The 18,051-nt window shown below is 39.2% G+C and carries 19 protein-coding genes and 1 pseudogene; 13 read left to right on the top strand and 7 right to left on the bottom strand.

Annotated features, from left to right (window positions below):
• Positions 1–41 precede the first annotated feature (41 nt).
• The 3 genes from AB3219_RS00340 to AB3219_RS00330 all read right to left on the bottom strand — a co-directional run bounded on the left by AB3219_RS00340 (position 42) and on the right by AB3219_RS00330 (position 4,145).
• Entirely contained in the window at positions 42–2,828 is a 2,787-nt protein-coding gene (locus AB3219_RS00340) for a cation-transporting P-type ATPase (RefSeq protein ID WP_260365158.1), read from the bottom strand.
• Positions 2,829–2,988: 160 nt separating this feature from the next.
• Complete coding sequence (locus AB3219_RS00335) at positions 2,989–3,198, bottom strand: substrate-binding domain-containing protein (RefSeq protein ID WP_162259294.1); 210 nt, start codon at positions 3,196–3,198, stop codon at positions 2,989–2,991.
• Positions 3,199–3,380: 182 nt separating this feature from the next.
• Complete coding sequence (locus AB3219_RS00330; RefSeq protein WP_057749001.1) at positions 3,381–4,145, bottom strand: MurR/RpiR family transcriptional regulator; 765 nt, start codon at positions 4,143–4,145, stop codon at positions 3,381–3,383.
• 120 nt (positions 4,146–4,265) lie between these two features.
• Here AB3219_RS00330 and pfkB point away from each other — a divergent pair, with 120 nt between their 5' ends.
• The 6 genes and pseudogenes from pfkB (at position 4,266) to AB3219_RS00300 (ending at position 10,513) form a co-directional block, all read left to right on the top strand.
• Entirely contained in the window at positions 4,266–5,204 is a 939-nt protein-coding gene (gene pfkB, locus AB3219_RS00325) for a 1-phosphofructokinase (RefSeq protein WP_216762587.1), read from the top strand.
• A gap of 3 nt (positions 5,205–5,207) precedes the next feature.
• Positions 5,208–7,150 (top strand): annotated as a pseudogene (locus tag AB3219_RS00320) (fructose-specific PTS transporter subunit EIIC).
• 131 nt (positions 7,151–7,281) lie between these two features.
• On the top strand, positions 7,282–7,662 hold the full coding sequence (locus AB3219_RS00315) for a hypothetical protein (RefSeq protein WP_216754379.1): 381 nt from the start codon (positions 7,282–7,284) through the stop codon (positions 7,660–7,662).
• A gap of 76 nt (positions 7,663–7,738) precedes the next feature.
• Positions 7,739–7,999, top strand: coding sequence for a transposase (locus AB3219_RS00310; protein ID WP_034529615.1), 261 nt, complete (start codon positions 7,739–7,741; stop codon positions 7,997–7,999).
• The gene (locus tag AB3219_RS00305; RefSeq protein ID WP_318528878.1) at positions 7,975–8,868 is read left to right on the top strand and encodes an IS3 family transposase; all 894 of its coding nucleotides are present in this window, start codon (positions 7,975–7,977) and stop codon (positions 8,866–8,868) included. Before AB3219_RS00310 ends, AB3219_RS00305 begins: the two co-directional genes overlap by 25 nt.
• A 61-nt stretch (positions 8,869–8,929) precedes the next feature.
• On the top strand, positions 8,930–10,513 hold the full coding sequence (locus AB3219_RS00300; RefSeq protein WP_260365259.1) for an alpha-rhamnosidase: 1,584 nt from the start codon (positions 8,930–8,932) through the stop codon (positions 10,511–10,513).
• A 98-nt stretch (positions 10,514–10,611) separates the two neighbouring features.
• On the opposite strand, the gene AB3219_RS00295 is transcribed toward AB3219_RS00300, so the two are convergent.
• From AB3219_RS00295 to AB3219_RS00280, 4 genes are all read right to left on the bottom strand, one after another.
• Complete coding sequence (locus AB3219_RS00295; protein WP_057805113.1) at positions 10,612–10,794, bottom strand: hypothetical protein; 183 nt, start codon at positions 10,792–10,794, stop codon at positions 10,612–10,614.
• Between the two features lie 48 nt (positions 10,795–10,842).
• Positions 10,843–12,255 carry a PTS galactitol transporter subunit IIC gene (locus AB3219_RS00290; protein WP_216763115.1) on the bottom strand — a complete coding sequence of 471 codons (1,413 nt, stop codon included), beginning with the start codon at positions 12,253–12,255 and terminating at the stop codon, positions 10,843–10,845.
• A 104-nt stretch (positions 12,256–12,359) separates the two neighbouring features.
• A complete protein-coding gene (locus AB3219_RS00285) occupies positions 12,360–12,665 on the bottom strand; it encodes a PTS fructose transporter subunit IIB (RefSeq protein WP_216754577.1) in 306 nt (101 codons plus the stop codon).
• Positions 12,666–12,724: 59 nt separating this feature from the next.
• Positions 12,725–13,216, bottom strand: a complete 492-nt coding sequence (locus AB3219_RS00280; protein ID WP_057805112.1) for a PTS sugar transporter subunit IIA — start codon at positions 13,214–13,216, stop codon at positions 12,725–12,727.
• Positions 13,217–13,447: 231 nt separating this feature from the next.
• Between AB3219_RS00280 and AB3219_RS00275 the strand changes: the two genes are divergently transcribed.
• The 7 genes from AB3219_RS00275 (at position 13,448) to AB3219_RS00245 (ending at position 18,048) form a co-directional block, all read left to right on the top strand.
• Positions 13,448–14,236: a DeoR/GlpR family DNA-binding transcription regulator gene (locus tag AB3219_RS00275; RefSeq protein WP_057805111.1), complete on the top strand. Its 789-nt coding sequence runs from the start codon at positions 13,448–13,450 to the stop codon at positions 14,234–14,236.
• Positions 14,233–14,661 carry a galactose-6-phosphate isomerase subunit LacA gene (lacA, locus tag AB3219_RS00270; protein ID WP_057805110.1) on the top strand — a complete coding sequence of 143 codons (429 nt, stop codon included), beginning with the start codon at positions 14,233–14,235 and terminating at the stop codon, positions 14,659–14,661. The genes AB3219_RS00275 and lacA overlap by 4 nt, the downstream gene beginning before the upstream one ends.
• 278 nt (positions 14,662–14,939) lie before the next feature.
• Positions 14,940–15,458 (top strand): galactose-6-phosphate isomerase subunit LacB, encoded by a 519-nt coding sequence (gene lacB / locus AB3219_RS00265; protein WP_057805109.1) that lies wholly within the window; start codon positions 14,940–14,942, stop codon positions 15,456–15,458.
• 88 nt (positions 15,459–15,546) lie between these two features.
• Entirely contained in the window at positions 15,547–16,542 is a 996-nt protein-coding gene (gene lacD, locus AB3219_RS00260; protein WP_216754575.1) for a tagatose-bisphosphate aldolase, read from the top strand.
• A gap of 65 nt (positions 16,543–16,607) precedes the next feature.
• Complete coding sequence (locus tag AB3219_RS00255) at positions 16,608–17,285, top strand: DUF4867 family protein (RefSeq protein WP_216763114.1); 678 nt, start codon at positions 16,608–16,610, stop codon at positions 17,283–17,285.
• Between the two features lie 14 nt (positions 17,286–17,299).
• Entirely contained in the window at positions 17,300–17,431 is a 132-nt protein-coding gene (locus AB3219_RS00250) for a hypothetical protein (RefSeq protein ID WP_260365256.1), read from the top strand.
• 158 nt (positions 17,432–17,589) lie between these two features.
• A complete protein-coding gene (locus AB3219_RS00245) occupies positions 17,590–18,048 on the top strand; it encodes a MarR family winged helix-turn-helix transcriptional regulator (protein WP_216763113.1) in 459 nt (152 codons plus the stop codon).
• Positions 18,049–18,051: the final 3 nt, after the last annotated feature.

The raw sequence follows: 18,051 nt of genomic DNA, 5'->3' as shown, positions 1-18,051 counted from the left end.
CTTTGAGGTTTCGATAGTACGTTTTTTTGTGATGAAAATTATTACCAGAAATTAATTCTGAACATTTCCTTTAAGCCGGATAAAACAAATGTTGGTAGGGCGGGAACGAAAATAACCGCTAGATAAACCGGCCAAGTCAAGCTGCTAGTCCCCATCAAGGTATTAAAGAAGGGCAACATGGTAATGGCTAAAGAGGAGATGGCGGCAAAGAGTACGGCGGCCATTAAATAGGGATTGCTGAACGGATTGCGGCGAAACAAGGTGTGTGTGGTTCGTGCGTCAAAGACATGCCATAGTTGACCAAACACCAGCGTAAGGAAGGCGACAGTTTGCGCTTTATTTACTGGCATGCCGGATTGTGCGGCCCAATAAAAGGCGACAAAGACGGTGAGTCCCATAACGGCACCCCGGACAGCAATTCTAGACAAAAGATGATTGGCTAGTAGGGACTCGTGTACATTTCGTGGCTTTTCTGACATAACATCATGTTCTGCGCCGTCATAGCCAAGTGCAAACGCAGGTAACGAGTCGCTGATCATGTTGACCCACAAGACCATGATTGCTGTAAGTGTAGGTGTGAGTTCGGAAACATGGCCAATCGACCGCGTAATAAAGAAGGTTCCCAACAAGATGGAGAGCACTTCCGCAACATTTGTGGTAAGCTCTTGGCGCATAAAGTTTTTAATGTTGGCAAAAATGGTTCGCCCAGCAGCCACCGACGTTTCAATAGTCGTAAACTTGTCATCCAATAAAATTAAATCCGCAGAATCTTTTGTGACTTCTGTGCCATTAATGCCCATTGCAATTCCAATATCGGCCGCGCGCAACGCTGGGGCATCATTGACACCATCTCCAGTCATGGCGACAACTTGATCGTGTTTTTGCAGAGCTTTGATAATGCGTTGCTTGTGTTCTGGCGAAACCCGAGCATAAACCCGAATATCTGGTACTATCTTAAATAGTTGTGCATCGGAGAGTTCTTCAATTTCTTGACCTTCCAGCGTACGCGCCTGTTGGCTTCTAATTATGCCTAGACGATAGGCAATAGCTTGCGCAGTTGCAGGATGATCCCCAGTAATCATAACGACCTGTACACCTGCCTTGTGCAAATTGGCAATTGAAGTGCGAACTTCAGCGCGGGGCGGATCAATAATACCAGCAATGCCAAGTAGTGTCAGGTCTTGTTCCAATTCAGCCTGTGTGGCATGAAGTGCTTGTTGTTTGGTTAAGGTTCTTTTGGTTACGGCAATGGTACGCAAAGCGTCATCGGCATAATCTAAGATTTGTTTTTCTAAAAGTTCGCGGCCTTGTTCAAGCGGCACAATTTGGTCTTTTAAACTGACATCAGTGGTATGCTGCATAATCACATCGGGAGCTCCCTTTGTGAATAACTTGTAGGAGTCGCCAAATTTTACAACCGTACTCATCATTTTACGATCACTCTCAAAAGGTAAGACACGAAGAATGTCAAAATCTTCATCGTCCGTTTGATTGAGTAAATTGGCACGCGTTATTTTGGCTTTGCTGCCGAGGACAATTAAGGAAACGTCTGTCGGGTTACCAAGCGGTTCATAGTTGCCATTTTCGTTACGTTGAATTTGAGCCTCATTATTTAACACTGCGCTTTTGATGAAGGGGAGGTAATCAGCTGGTTGTCCTGTTTCATCTTCTTCAAGGGAGGTAATTTCGCCTACAGGATCGTAGCCATTTGCGTCTGCCGCAAAGTGCCGCCCGTTGGCGAAAAAGCGGGTTACCGTCATTTCATTTTTTGTTAGGGTTCCGGTTTTGTCTGAAGCAATAAAGGTGGTGGCTCCTAAAGTTTCCACACTACTTAAGGATTTTATCAGACCATGATTGCGTGCCAGTGTTCGGGCACCGATTGTGAGCACAATGGAAAGAACGACAGGCATTGAATCCGGAATGGCTGCGACAGCTAAGGCAATGGCCCCAGAAACACTGGCCATCAAACCGCTAAAAGTAATTGTATTTGTGGCCAAATATTCTTTGACCAAATCGTAGGTAATGGCGATCATAACCACACCAATGGCAGCAATCATCAAACGTTTGGTTAATTGGTTAATCGCACGCTCAATGGGTGTTTTACCGGTAGGAGTACGGTTGAGAAGATCGGCAATTTTTCCGAGTTCGGTATGACTTCCTGTGGCTGTCACCACACCAATTCCACTTCCATTAACCACAGTAGAACCAGAGAAACCCATGTTAGTTCGATCGGCGAGGTCAGTATGCTCTGGCAAAGTTTGGAAGTTTTTTTGGATAGCATATGATTCCCCGGTAAGGTGGGATTCGTTAACTTGTAGCTCATTTACCGAAAGAAAACGCATGTCGGCCTCAATAAAGTCACCCATTTTGACTTCGACAATATCACCTTCGACCAATTTGGAGGCGTCAATTTTCTCCCAAGTTTGGTCACGTAACACATTAGACTGGTGTCTGGAAGCTGAGCTTAAGGCATCTAGCGACTTTTGAGCACTTAGTCTTTGCCAGTAAGTAAGCCCAGAGTTAATCAGAATCACAATCAGGATGACAATACCCTCATAAATCGCGGACATACCACTGGGCGGATCCTTTTTAATAAAGAAATCATAACTTGCACTGATTAAAGTTAACCCAATAGCAATCCAAAGAATAATAATAATGGGTTCCGTTAGAGCATGTAAATAGGCCTTCCAAGCTGGTTCTTGAACTTCTTGCTGAATTTCATTTGGCCCATACTTGGCCAATCTCTCGTTTGCATCTGCTGTCGTTAAACCATCATGGCGTGAAGTTTTTAACTCATTAAGCACATCTTTGCAATCTTGTGAGTACATAACACATCTCCCTTAGATTGGGTAACCCATCAGTATATATAACAAAATTGTTATTATACGTTCATTATTACAGAGAGACATGGTGTTCGTCAACTAAAACGCTACCAAACTATAAAAGTGGTCTAGCTATCCATGAGTTGGATGTGGAGTTTTATGTAAATTAAATGCTACTATCTCGCAAGACCAGCGCTGTTCCGACCGTTATTTTCCGGGGGATGAGTTGCCGTTTTTGAAATTGTTCAGTGAGTAAATCAAAGGCTGCTTTGGCCATTGAATTTCGCGATACATGAATCGTACTTAAGCTTGGAGATACATATTTTGCCGATGTAATATCATCAAAACCGATAAGTGAGACCTGATGGTGAGTCACGGTATAAAAAGCCTAATCGATCTAAAGAAGCGTTGGAAAAGGTGCTTTTATTTCGCACATACGACGTTTAAAGTTCAAAAACAGAAAGGGACTGGAATTTTTCCAGTTCCTTTTTTAAATTCAAGCGACCGTTACTTTATAGAAACTAAAGTAACGGTCGCATTTTAAGTTATCAGCTGTCATCAGTTTTGATGCTCCTGAATACGAATTGCGAAAGCATCTAAAAAAATACGGGTAAGGATTTGTAAGGGGAGCCTTGAGCGAATTTCATATTTTGGAAAATAGGATTCGGCAGATTTCACCCCTAAAAAGATGAGATCCGAATAAGGAATGATGTTTCCCCGACTGTTACATGTGAATGTGATGGTGGTCACTTCGTTTTTTGCCAACGACTGTGCTGCTTTAACTAACTCGGGCGTATTTCCATTTAACGTCAGAAAAATGACGACGGTATGGCGACTCTTAATTTGTTTACTCAAAGTTTTAATGATGTTGGGATCATCGTGAAGCTGGGCGTCTTTGCCCAACAACTCGAATTTAAGGAGAATATCTTCACCAATCAATTTTGATAAGCCACGCGCAAAAATATAGACGTGTTTAGCATTATTGACCTTTTGGATGGCGTCTTCCATGACCCCAATATTAAGATTACGAATGGTATTGTCCACTTCGTACTGATTTTTTAAAATGGCGGCCCGAATTTCGTGGTCGGTTTCTTTTAAAACTTTAAAATCTTGTTCTTGATTTGATAATTTTCTAATGGCTTCTTGACGAAACGGTGTATAGCCAGAGTAGCCCATTTTCTTCATAGTACGGACAATCGTCGCGGTGGATACATTGGCTTTTTCACTAAGTTCAATGATTGATGTGTTGACGATTTCACTGGCATGTTCTTGGACATATTGCCAGAGATAGCTTTCCGATGTGCTAAGGGATGATTCTTTCACAAGATAACCTCCAGAATGTAAAGAATTTTTCAGGTTTGAATTCATGATAGCACGTTTTGAAAACATTTACATTTTTGAAAATGGTATGCTAGGAAAGAAGATTGAGAGAGGAGTGAGCACATGATTTATACGTTAACGCTAAATCCGGCCATTGATTTGTTTATCGATACCAAATCAATGCACCCTAATGTAGTGAATCGAACTGAAAATTATGATATTCAGGCTAATGGAAAGGGGGTCAATGTTTCCTTCATTTTAAAACGGTTGGGGATATCAAATACTGCCTTAGGAATTGGTGGTGGCTTTACTTTAAATTATATTGAAGAGGTGCTTGACCAGTCTGGTATTAAAAACGACTTTGTTCACGTGAAAGATCCCACCAGAATAAATGTGTTCACCCGCGTTCAGGATGAAAAGCAAGAGTACAAGTTAGTTAATAAGGGACCTCATACAGCGCCTGAACAAGTGGACCAGTTATTGGATAAGTTGCGTCAACTGGAAGCAGATGATGTCCTGTCGTTATCCGGGAGCTTCTCAGAAGGTATTGAACCGGAAATCTTGATTCAAATTGCCCAGATTGCTCAGGAAAACCACTTTAAATTGGTTTTGGATACTAGTTATTCGGCAGTGATGCAAACCTTGTCGTATCAGCCATATCTCATTAAACCTAATGACCATGAGCTGGCTAATTGGTTCGGGTACAGTGACGTGCCAGATCGAGCACACCTCATTCAAATGGGAAAGACGTTAATTCAAAAAGGTGCGCAAAATGTGTTGATTTCTTTGGGAGCTGAAGGTACCTTATATATAAATGACACACAAGTTCTTTATGGAAATGCGGCCAAAGGCGAAGTAGTCAATACGGCAGGATCCGGAGATACAATGTTAGGCGCGTTTTTGGGTGGACTCATCACGGGTTTAAGGGCACCAACCAACTTGAAACGCGCGCTTGCTGCTGGCAGCGACACGGCATTTCAGTCTTGGATTACAAATTTCGAAAATGTGCCTAACTTAGAAAAACAAATCCAAATTCAAACGATTGAAGAATGGGGGAATTAAATCATGGGAAAATATCAATTAATTGCGGCGACCGGTTGTGCAACCGGAATTGCGCATACGTATATGGCCCAAGAAGCTTTGGAACAAGCAGCCAAAAAAGTGGGTGTGTCTATTAAAGTAGAAACTCATGGACAGACTGGTGTGGATGATCCCTTGACCCAAGCAGAAATTGACGGGGCAAGTGGCGTCATTATTGCGTCTGATGTGGACGTGGATGCGGATCGCTTTGCGGGAAAGAAGCTCATTCGGGTACCGGTGGTTCAGGGAATTCGTGAGCCGGATCGATTAGTTGACCGGATTTTAAATGATAAGTCTGTGCCTGTATATAAAAGCAAGGAAGTTAAAGAAAAGGTCTCGTCCTCACAAAACAATTCGGGTAAAAATGGGGATACTTGGTGGAACACCATTTATGTTTCTTTGATGAATGGGGTTTCTCACATGTTGCCACTGGTTGTGGCTGGTGGTGTGTTAGTCGCTGTCTCATTTTTCTGGGGCATCAATTCAGCGGATCCTAAGAGCAGTGAATACAATTACTTTGCGTATTTGTTAAACACGATTGGGTCCACCACGATGAATTTAATGGTTCCTGTCTTGTGTGCGTACATTGCCGAAGCAATCAGTAAAAGATCTGGCTTGGTAGTCGGTTTTGCAACTGGAATGATTGCTTTTAACACCGGGACTGGCTTCATGGCGCCATTGTTGGTGGGTACTTGGCAGGTTACACGATCATTTTATTGCAGCATCTTTTGAAACCGCTACCAGATAAACAATTTCGTGGCTTGAAAGCTATTTTCCTATATCCTGTTTTAGGCGTGTTAATTTCAGGAATGATTATGTGGTTCATTTCGTTACCAATGAAGGATTTAAATACCGGAATGATGACGTTCTTGAAGGGCATGGAAAACACTAGCCCTGTCCTTTTGGGGCTAATCATCGGTGTGATGGCGGCTTCTGATTTTGGTGGTCCAATCAATAAAGCAGCCTACCTGACGGGAACAGCGTTGCTTGCTCAAGGTAATTTTTACTTTATGGCCGGCGTTTCGGCAGCTTGTATCGCGCCACCATTGGCAACTGGATTTGCAGTCCTTTTCAATCCCAAAGCTTATTCTAGCAATGAGCGAAGTGCGGGATATGTCAATTTTCTGTTAGGTTCGACGCATATTACGGAAGGTGCCATTCCCTTTGCTGCTAAGAATCCGTTGTTGAATATTCCATCGTTTATGGTGGGATCTGCCATTGCTGCGATCTTAACGTATGTCACCAGAATCCAAGTCCCGGCTCCTCATGGTGGTTTTATCATTTTACCGTTAGTTAATCATCCCTTCTTGTGGGTCCTATGGATTGTGATTGGTGCCTTGGTTTCGGGGGTCTTATTAGCCATGATTGCCGGCCGTCAAGCTAAAAAACATGCGGTAGCTGACAATGTCGGCACGATTGATGTGTTGACTGGTGAAACAACGGAAGCACAGCCTGCACAGCCAGAGACGAAGACAGAAGTCGCTTTTGATCCAGGAGACATTTTGACACTGAATAATATTCAATTAAATGTTGAGGTACAATCACGAGATGATGTCTTAAAGTATTTGGCTCAATTTGCCGTTCAGAATGGGTTAGCCACTGATGCGGATAAAGTGCTTAATAAGTATTTAAAACGTGAAGAAGAGGGATCAACAGGGATGCAAGACGGTATTGCGATTCCGCATGCTCAAGATGCTACGATTCATAGTTCTGCTATGTTGGTCGTTAAATTAGCACATCCCGTTGAGTGGCAAACTTTTGATGGTAAACCGATTGATACGATCATTTCGTTTTTGATTCCTGAAAATGACAGTGGCGCACACTTGAAGTACCTTTCAAATACGGCAAAACTGTTGACGCATGAGGACTTCGTACAGGAACTTCATCAAGCCAAAACTAAAGAAGAAGTTTTTAACTTAATTAAATGAAAACAGATTTATATCTAAAAAATGTAATCAGACTTTTGGTAGTTAGCTATAAAGAAAGTGGTTACATTTTTTTGATTAGTTTTATTTGACGGTGATTCTTAATGTCCACATAATGTAGATATGAGGCGCAAATGACGTTAAAAGAGGAGCAGGCTAACATCATGTATAAACACTTAGTGGCAATTGTGGAAATTAAACAGAAGGGTTACATTTATCATTTTGTGTCTAAGGATGCGCAAAAGGTAAATCAAAGATATTATCAACTTACTCACAAGTTCTCTGATAACCTGTCAGAAAGTCTATACCAGACTTCTATTATTGAAAATAATGATCAGAGTTTAGATTTAGTTTTAAGCACAGTCGGGAAAACGCATTCGATTCAATTAGTTAATGATCTAGAAGCCTTTGTAAAGCTGGTTTATGATAAGAAGCTCACCACACTTGGCAAACGGCTACAAGAGCGCGAAATGAATAATGTGGAGCAGCTGATAAGATGGTTTAATGGAGATTAATATAAAGAACACATGGACTTAGGATGAAAGTGTGGACACGATTTGATAGAATTTCTACTAGAGAGGATCGTGTCTTATGAGCAAAAGAAAGAGATATTCTGTCGAATTCAAGAAAATGATCGTTCAGCTGTATGAAAGCGGGACATCAGTCACTGATCTTACCAGCGAATATGGGATTGCCAGTGCCACCATTTATAAATGGAATGATTTGTACAAGAAAGATAATGATACCGGGGTCTCCAAGGCCGACTTATTAGAAATGCAGGCAAGAATTACCAAGCTGGAAAGTGAAAACGATATCCTAAAAAAAGCATTAACCATATTCGCAAAAAAGTAAGCATCAAAGATTGGCAGTCAGCTATTAAAGTAACGGCATCAGCGCATAGCGTTAAAGAAGTCTGTCAGACGTTGCACTTATGTCGATCAACCTACTATCAGTACCAGCACCAGACTAAGCCCGAACAGTTTAAGCGGCGCCAAGTTTTATACCAGCAAATCCGACGCATCTACTTTGATCATCGGCGGGTTTATGGCGCTCCTAAAGTTCACGAGGAACTTTTACGTGAGGGCTATCATGCCAGTTTGAAGCTGGTTCAAAAGCTGATGCGACACCTAGGCCTCCGGTCAATTGTCGTCAAAAAGTGGCGCTATGAGCACAACAACTATATTGACCAAATGACCTACCCTAATTTGTTAAAACAAGACTTTAAAGCTGTCAAACCTAATCAAAAATGGGCTGCTGATATTACCTATATTCCGACCAAAACTGATGGGTGGTGCTATCTGGCAATCATCATGGACTTGTATTCTCGCAAAATTATCGCTCATAAATTAAGCCGACACATGACAACCGAGTTGGTTGTCAACGTACTTAATCAAGCTTGTGAAACTAGAACTGTCAAGGCTGGTTTGATTCTGCATACTGATTTGGGCAGCCAGTATCGAAGTACTGCCCTTGAAACAGCATTGAAGCAACACGCTATCCGGCACTCTTACAGTAAACGTGGCTATCCGTATGACAATTCTGTGGTGGAGTCATTTCATGCCAGCTTCAAGAAGGAGGAGGTTTACCAACGGACTTACAAAGACTATCATGAAGCCAATTTGGCTCAATTTAGTTACATTGAAGGATTTTATAATTCTCGGCGGATCATTAGTGCCGATGGCTATTTAACTCCAGATGAAAAGGAACAATTAGTCAGTTAGAAATTCTACGTAATCGTGTCTAAAAACTTGACTCAGATCCAACATAAGAAACGAAGACGATATGGCATTTACTTTTCAAATTAATAACGATATAAAGTTCAAGTATAATCAAGATCTATTGAATAAAGCAAATCAGTATCGACCAACGATAAACTATCATTCTGTAAATGCCACCTCTCTAGGTAACTTGAACAAAATTACGAATTCATTGGGCGGCTATAACATTAAAAAAGTTGCTGATATAAGCGAATTACCAAAGCATAGTTTTACACAAGATGAAAAAGTTATCTTGGATTTTGGTGATCATTATGTTGGTCGATTTAGTATGAATATAAAAAAGCTTGGTTCACCTATGGATGCGCCATTATTTCCTAAATTCAAATTTGCGGAAATGCCTGTTGAACTTGCTGAAGATAGTGCCAATTATAAGGGATGGTTAAGTAAGTCTTGGATTCAAGAAGAATATATTCATTTGGATACATTACCCACTAGACTTGAATTGCCAAGACGTTATAGTTTTAGATACCTTGAAATAACAATTTTAGGTATTTCATCAAAGTGGCGAGTCTTTTTTGAAAATCCGGTTGTAACCACAGAAAGTTCTGTGGATCTGTCAAAAGTTAGTGTTCCAAAATTAGCAGATTCAGAAATCACTAAGATATATACGGTAGGTTTAAAGACTTTAGAGGGATGCATGCAAGATGTCTTTGAGGATGGGCCTAAACGAGATCAAAGGTTATGGCTAGGAGATTTACGCTTACAAGCTCTGGCAAACTATGCTACTTTTAAAAACACTGATTTGGTTAAGCGCTGTTTATATCTTTTTGCGGCGATGCCTAGTAGTGACGGATGTTTACCAGCTGACGTGTTTACCAACCCAACTGAAATTCCGGATGATACTTTCTTATTCGATTATAGTTTATTTTTTGTTTCAACTTTAGCGGATTTTGAAAAATTCAGTCATGAAAAAGCGATTCTAAATGACCTTTATGATGTAGCTAAAAAACAAGTTAATATAGCTTTGAAGCAAGTTTCAAAGCAAGGAGAATTAAAGTTAGATGATACATATCCGGTATTTATTGATTGGTCCAATGAATTTGATAAGACGACCGCTGGACAGGCCATCATGATCTATACTTTGAAGCAATTTATTGCGTTAGCGCGATTAGTTAAAGATCCGGAAACAAGTTTCTATAAGGAAAAATTGGCAAGCCTAGAGAAATTTACCAGACGGCATTTATTTGATGAAAAGATTGGTTTATTTGTTTCAGGAAATGCACGGGAGATTAACGTAGCTAGTCAAGCCTGGATGGTACTGGCGCATGTTTTCAATGATCAGGAAAATCAGAAACTGATGCAGAACACAGTTCATCAATTATTTCCAATTAAGAATATTGCAACACCTTATATGTATCATCACGTGACACAAGCTTTATTTGAAGCTAACTTAACTGACGAAGCGGTTGAGCTAATGAAATCATATTGGGGAAAGATGGTTCAACTTGGTGCTGATACTTATTGGGAAGCATTTAATCCTGAGAAGCCCGAATATTCGCCTTATGGAAGTCCGTTGTTAACAAGTTATTGCCATGCATGGAGCTGCACACCGGTTTATTTAATTGAAAAGTATTTGTTAGAAAGATAAATACTGAAATGAAAGAGACTTATTTTTAATAAGCATACAAAAAGACCAATCCTTGGGAGGAAGGATTGGTCTTTTTAATCTTATTTACACATCATTGTTTAAATTTTTAACACTTCACGAAGAGCAAAGAAGGTAACGACGAGCTGGCCAAGAGTTACCCAAAGATTATGGTGTGAAATTGAAGCAATCACAGCCGCAATAATCACAACCACGGCCCACAACATAGTCTTTGTAATTTTTTCTTTCTTTTGTTTGTTACTTAATTCTGGTCTTTCGTTCATTTTATTGACCTCCTTTGTTCAGTCATAATTAAAAGTTTAAATTAACAATTAGTCTTTGTTGTCTGATAATTCCTTAGCGTAAATAGCATTACGTTTCTTCATTTGACGAGCGTACCACCAGAATACTAAGCAATATGCAGCAAGTCCTAAAACAGCGTACATAATAAACTTAATTTCACCAGTTGAAGCTTTACCAACTGCATAAGCTAAGAATTGTTCGATAGGACCTTCCTTAGTAGATTCAGCAATTTGGGTTCCTGCTTTAACACCGGCAGGGAATGCACCAACTTGTTTTGCAACATGGGTGATGAATGGTGCACTTAAAGTACCAGCCCAAAGGAAGATAGGTAATTCAACAGCACCAATAACGATCATTCGAATGATACGTCCACGAGTTACAACTAAAAGAGCTGGTGTAACACCCATGGCAATGATTCCACCTAAAGGAAGAATATGGTTACCAGGAAGGATTAAAGCTTCGAGTAAAAGAATAGGTGCAAGGACGTTTGCAGCTGCCCACATTTCAGAGCGGCCGGCGATAAATGGCCAGTCAAGTCCAATGTTCAACTTACGACCCTTTAAGTGTTTGTTAGCTAAGTCAGTAACACCTTGTGATAATGGTTCAACAGCTTTGATGAACCATGAACCGATAAGTGAGAATAACTGCAAGCAGACACCACCAGTAAATGACAATGTGAAGATTTTTTCAACACCTTGTTGGCCAACTAAACCAATAAAGATACCTAAGTAACATCCAATAGAGAAATTGCTTCCCCAGAAACCAATTTTTTCATTAAGTTTTGCGGAATCAAAATCGAAACGATCTAACCAACGGAACAATAAATCATAAATCTTATCTAAAATCATGATTACAGGATTCATCATGTAGTTTAAATGAGTTGTTGTCATTGGGTTATCGTTGTTGTGCAACAAATCATTGAAAGTAGGCTTCATAAGATCAGAGTTGACGATCTTTAAAGCACCAATCAAAAGAACAAGTAAGGTAGCTACCCAGAAGTTAGCTCCGAAGTAGATTGCCATCAAGGCAGTAAAGGAAATGTGCCAAATATTGAAAATATCAACATCAAGGGTGTTAGTCCATTTGAGGAGTAACATTCCGACGTTTAGAAGAACTATTAGTAACAGGAAGAATAGGGTGTATGGAGAACCCCAAGTGATTGTTGCTAATGGTGCCCAACCAACATCAGTAATAGAAAGTTGGATCCCTGTTGATTTAACGAACGCTGCTAAGGCTGGTTGGTAAGTCGTAGTAAGAATATTAATAATAGCACTAATACCAGTCAAAGCGATCGCTAAACGAATACCACCTTCGAGGGCTCTAAAGAACTTTACGCCTAAAGCCCAGGCAATCAAGGTTAGAACAATTAACATAACTGGCGCGGCACCCAAATTAATAATAGGTTTAAATACCACGTTGGCAAAATGAATAATGGTCTGCATTTTGTTCAACTCCTTTAGTTTTATAAAATTTTGTTACCAAATTTAGTGGAAGACTCCATAAAGGAAATATGTAGGTGAAGAGAAATAATTCTCTTCAAAAAATATTAACTTAAATGATTCTTTTTAATGGTGTCTTCAATTTTGTCATATACTGGAGCAGCCATAGCAGGCATTCTGTAAAGAATGGCACCAGCGTCAATTTCAGGAACAGTTACCTTGAAGCTCAAATCTGGTTTATTAATAGGTAAGAAAATTTGAACACCCTTCATTGTTTCAGGGTTAAGGTCTTTGATTTGAATAGCCTCAACACTAACTTGATAGCCACGTTTCTTCATTTCTGCCTCAACAGCATCCTTAATTTGGTGGCTTGAATTAACACCAGCACCACAAGCAGTTAACATCTTAATCATAGTAAATTCCTCCTTAGAAATTTTTAAAATTTATTACCATAAGTTAATGAAACGAATATCTAAAACTTGGATTGCAAGAATGAATAGATTGCATCCGCAGAAGTACTTTTGAAGAAAGTCAAAAGCTGATTTTGTGGAGTTTTGTTAATGAAATCCATGATCTGTGCAAGTACATTAGACTGGCCTTCAGGATCATTGTTCAAAATCATAAATAAGAAGCTAACTTCAAATTCTTGACTTGGATCAATCATATTGTTGAAAGAAATAGGATTCTTCAACTTAATAGGAACAACTTTACGTTCCTTAACAAACTCGGCTTCCGTATGTGGAATTGCAACGTTAGGGTATTCAGGCGAAACCACTGACAAGTCAATTCCAGTTGGATACTTATCTTCTCGTTCGTTCAAGTTCTTTAAAAAGTCTTTAGTTACGTGACCCTTTTTATAAAGGTCTTCGGCAACTGACTTAAAAACATCAGCCCGTGAAGTTGCATCACTTACATAAACTGTGTCTCGATCAAAAAGAGAAGTTTCTGCTATCTTATCTGACATAATATATTCACCACCTCAATTACAAATGTGAAATAATGTTCACTTTTGTTTGATTTCGTTTACAAATCTAATTATATACAAGCGCTTTCAAATGTCAACAAAAAATTTAAGTTTAAAAAATAGTGAACGGGTATTGACTTTTAGTGAGAGCTCGTCTATTCTATAAATCGAAACATAAATAAACAAAAACGAACATTTTTGTTCTTAAATTATATAAAAGGAGGGAGGCCAGTGCTAAAAAATGAACGAGTAGCTACCATTTTGAGCACGGTCAATCAATCAGGTGTTGTCACCGTTCAAGAATTGGTTGATGCTTTGAATGTTTCGTCAATGACCATTCGACGTGATCTTGATGAACTTGAACAGGAACATCAAATTATTCGAATTCATGGTGGTGCACAAAGCCGACATTTCTCTGATAAACAGGAAGCTTCCTATATACAGAAACGAAAGCTGCATGTAACAGAGAAAAGCAGTATTGCACAACGAGTGGCAGGGATGATTGATGAAAATGAAACCATTTTTTTAGGCCCAGGAACAACAAACGAGTTAGTTTCAAAATATTTGAAGTTGACCAACTTACGTATTGTGACGAATAGTTTGCCAGTATTTGAACGTTTTAGAGATGAACACGGGAGTTATGAATTGTGTCTAGTAGGCGGAACATACCGCGAGCGGAGTGGTGCATTTATAGGAAGTTTAGCAATTGAGCTATTGAAAAATATCAAGATGCACAAAGCTTTTGTTGGTGTTAATGGTATTAATGGTAACAGCATTATGAATGCGAATTCTGATGAAGGCCAGACGCAGAGCATTGCGTTAGACCAATCGCAAGAAAAATTTGTGGTGGCTGATCATTCCAAATTGGATCGAAATGATTTTTATACGTTCTATCAATTAGATAGATGTGACGGTCTAATTACAGATCAGGATGTTGATCCACAGGTTTTGAAACGATATCAGAAAATAACGCATGTTTTTACTAGCTTAGATAAAAAACAAAAGGAGAGATTTGCATGAAAGTCGTAATTGGCTCAGATAAAAAAGGATTTAATTTAAAGGAACAAGTTAAGAAATACTTGTTGGATCATAGTTATGAAGTTATTGATGTGAGTGAGAAGCCCGCAGATGACTTTGTTGATTCTTCATTGGCTGTTACCAAAGAAGTTTTGAATGGTGATGCTGATAAGGCTGTTATGTTTGATGAATACGGTGTTGGCTCAGCAATGGCAAGTAACAAGGTTAAAGGAATGGTTACTGCTAACGTTGTTGAAGAAAACACAGCTCATATGACAGCTATGCATAATGGTGCCAAGGCAATTGCAATTGGTAGTGGCATTGTTGGTGAAAAGTTAGCTTATAACATTGTTCAATATTATCTAGATACAGAATATGCAGGTGGTCGTCACCAAGTACGTTTGGATATGTTGGAAAAGATGATCTAAAGAGTGCGGAGTGAAGCGGTTATTTGCTGAGCAGAGCCTAGCCTATCAATAATCCGGTTTGAGGATTGTTGATAGGTGTAGCTCAGCGGAGGCAAATGCTTCAAGGAGCCGATCTAGATAAGAGTGCGGAGAAAGATAAGTATCTTTCAAAGCCAAACCAAAATGACCATCTACAAACTCACTTTGTAAAGGCATAAGAGTCTAAGAAAACAATCTCGAAATATAGTACATTCGAAACTGTTTTAGTTTTAAACATTAATATTGAGGAGGATATATACATGATTATTTCTATTGGTAATGACCATATTGTTACAGATGTAAAAATTCAATTATCAAACTTTTTAAAGGCTAACGGTCACACAGTTATTGACGAAGGTACCTATGATACAACGCGGACTCATTATCCAATTTATGGGAAACGTGTTGCTGAAGATGTCGCTGATGGTCGTGCCGATTTAGGTGTTGTTCTTTGTGGAACAGGTATTGGTATCAGTACTGCTGCAGACAAAAACGAAGGTGTCCGTGCAGCTTTAGTTTCAAACTTGGTTGCTGCTCGTTATGCTAAAGAAGAATTGAATGCCAATGTAATTGGTTTTGGTGGTGCAACAGTTGGTGAGCATTTATGTGAAGACATCATCTCTGTATTCTTAGACTCTGAATATAAAGAAACAGATGAAAACAAGAAATTAATCGATAAAATCGATCACATTGCTACTCCAAATCCAGAACAAAAAGATAACCCACATTTCTTTGATGAAGAAAATGAAAAATGGGCTGAAGGCGTTTATCACGATTAGTTGTAAAGTTACCGCTACCGACTTATAATGAAAGTGTTGAAATAAATCATGAGAGATCATGAAAAAACAAAAAAGGGGTAATCATTTTATGTTGAAATTAACACCAGGTAAGGAAAAAGGAATCAAAGCTTTATCAAATAAAAATGGCGTCATTGATGCTTTAGCTATTGACCAACGTGGATCACTCAAAAAGATGATTGGTGCTGCAAGTGGCAAAGAAGCTTCTCAAAAAGAAATTGAAGACTTCAAAGTTGCTGTATCAAGTGAATTAACACAATATGCAACAGGTATTTTGTTGGATCCTCAATATGGACTCCCAGCTTCAAAGGCTCGTGCAGATGGTGCCGGCTTATTACTTGCATACGAACGCACTGGTTATGATGCTACTGAACCTGGTCGTTTCCCAGACATTTTGGATGATTGGTCAGTACGTCGTTTGAAGGAACAAGGCGCTGACGCTATTAAGTTCTTGCTTTACTACGATCCAGACGAAGGCGGCGACATTAATCATCGCAAACAAGTCTTTATCGAACGTTTAGGTAGTGAATGCAAGGGCGAAGATATGCCGTTGTTCTTGGAATTAGTATCATACGATGCTAATAACGATGACGCAACAGGCAAAGAATATGCCAAAGTAAAGCCACACAAAGTTATTGAAATGACTAAAGAATTCTCAAAACCTCAATACGGTGTAGATGTATTGAAGCTTGAAGTTCCTGTAAACCAAGCTTATGTTGAAGGATTTGCTAAGAACTCTGATGATGTTGTTTATAGTAAGGCAGATGCTGCTAAGTATTATAAAGAACAAAGTGATGCAACAGACTTACCATTTATCTTCTTGAGTGCTGGTGTTTCTGCTGAATTGTTCCAAGACGAATTGAAATTTGCTAAAGAAGCAGGCTCAACATTCAATGGTGTGCTTTGTGGCCGTGCAACATGGCGTCATTCAGTTGAACCATTTGCTGGTGAAAGTGAAGCAGCTGGTCGTAAATGGTTACAAACACAAGGTCGTCAAAATATTGAAGACTTGAATAAAGTTTTGGCTGCTACTGCAACTTCATGGTACGACAAGGTTCAAAAATAATTGCTTTTAACCTTAAGGATTGTGCCGAATCGGTGCAATCCTTTTTCTGAAAATGGAGAAAATTTATGAGTAATTTCGATGAAATAAAAAAAGCTAATCCGGATAAGACCATTTATGACATTAACAGTGATGAATTTGCTGATTTTGGTTTAGTTTATAAGCAATATGATTTAAGTAAGGTCACAAGTTACATGGACTCTCAAGTGAAGATTCCAAGCGATCATAACGACTATATTCCTGATGATGAAACTATTGAAAATGATGCTGCTATCAAGCAAATCGCTGCTGATGTTTATGCGGGGATGCCAATTTCTGCTGGTCCTTGTATGGGACAAAGTACTTCATTTTCAGCAATTGAATTTCACCAGGGTAGTGAAGTTAATATTACGTTTACAGACGTTGTGATGGTTTTAGGCAAACGACAAGACATTCATAACTATGAGTATAATGCTGAAGAACATGCTAAACTCTTCTTTGTTCCTCGGGGCACTGTTTTTGAAATGTACAGTGATACATTACATTACAGCCCATGCAAGGTAGACGATAGCGGTTTTAAGGCAATTGTGATGGTTTTGCAAGGAACTAATCAACCATTACCAGATGGCTTTAAAGCAACTAATAAGATGATTGTGAAGCAAAACAAGTTTCAAATGGCGCACGCTGTTAGAACTGATAAAATTGCACAGGGAATCTTACCTGGTGTCAAAGGAAAATTAATCGACATTAAGCCAATTCAAAACTAAAGAGGTAGATCGAAATGGCTGACACAGAAAAGAAAACATTATCAACAGAAGAAAAAAACGAAATTGATACCGCTGAAGAACTGCATCAACAAATAATTAAAGAACAAATTGCTGAATTTCCAGTCTCAAAAGTTGGCAGTAGATAATTAAGCTTATTTCTTAAATAGGATTATGATTTTTAACAGAATAATTCCATTAAGTCACCAAGATGATCAGCATCTTGGTGATTTTTTTGCATTTTTAACGTAAATTGTTTTATAATGTAAAACGTTAGCTTGCTAACGAAAATAAGGAGATGAGATTAATGCCAAAAGATCTATCTAAATACGGGCGGTTAGTGAAACATGCCAATAATACGCTTAGGCGCCATATCGATACCTTTGCCGCTGGTTATGGCTTAACTGGTGTTCAGTTATCAATCATTGATTTTCTTGGCAAATATCCGCAGCAAATGTGTTTACAACGCGATATTGAAACTGAATTTGCCATTCGCAGATCAAGTGCAACCACGCTTTTACAACGCATGGAGAAAAAGGGATTGATTCTTCGGTTAGTTGCCAAGGATGATGCACGCCAAAAAGAAATTCAACTGACTAAAAAAGCGCAACCGTTTGTTCAGTTGAATCGCGATTATATGAAAGCTCAGCGTGATAGTCTGGAAACAAACTTTAGCCAAGAGGAACTTTTAACGTTTACAAAAGTTTTGCAATTTTTAATCATTGATGAAGTCGGAAAGAATTACGGAAAGGAACGTGAGAGATAATAA

This window comes from Pediococcus ethanolidurans (assembly GCF_964062635.1).
Classification (GTDB): Bacteria; Bacillota; Bacilli; order Lactobacillales; family Lactobacillaceae; genus Pediococcus; species Pediococcus ethanolidurans.
This window is presented reverse-complemented; position numbering and strand designations above follow the sequence as displayed.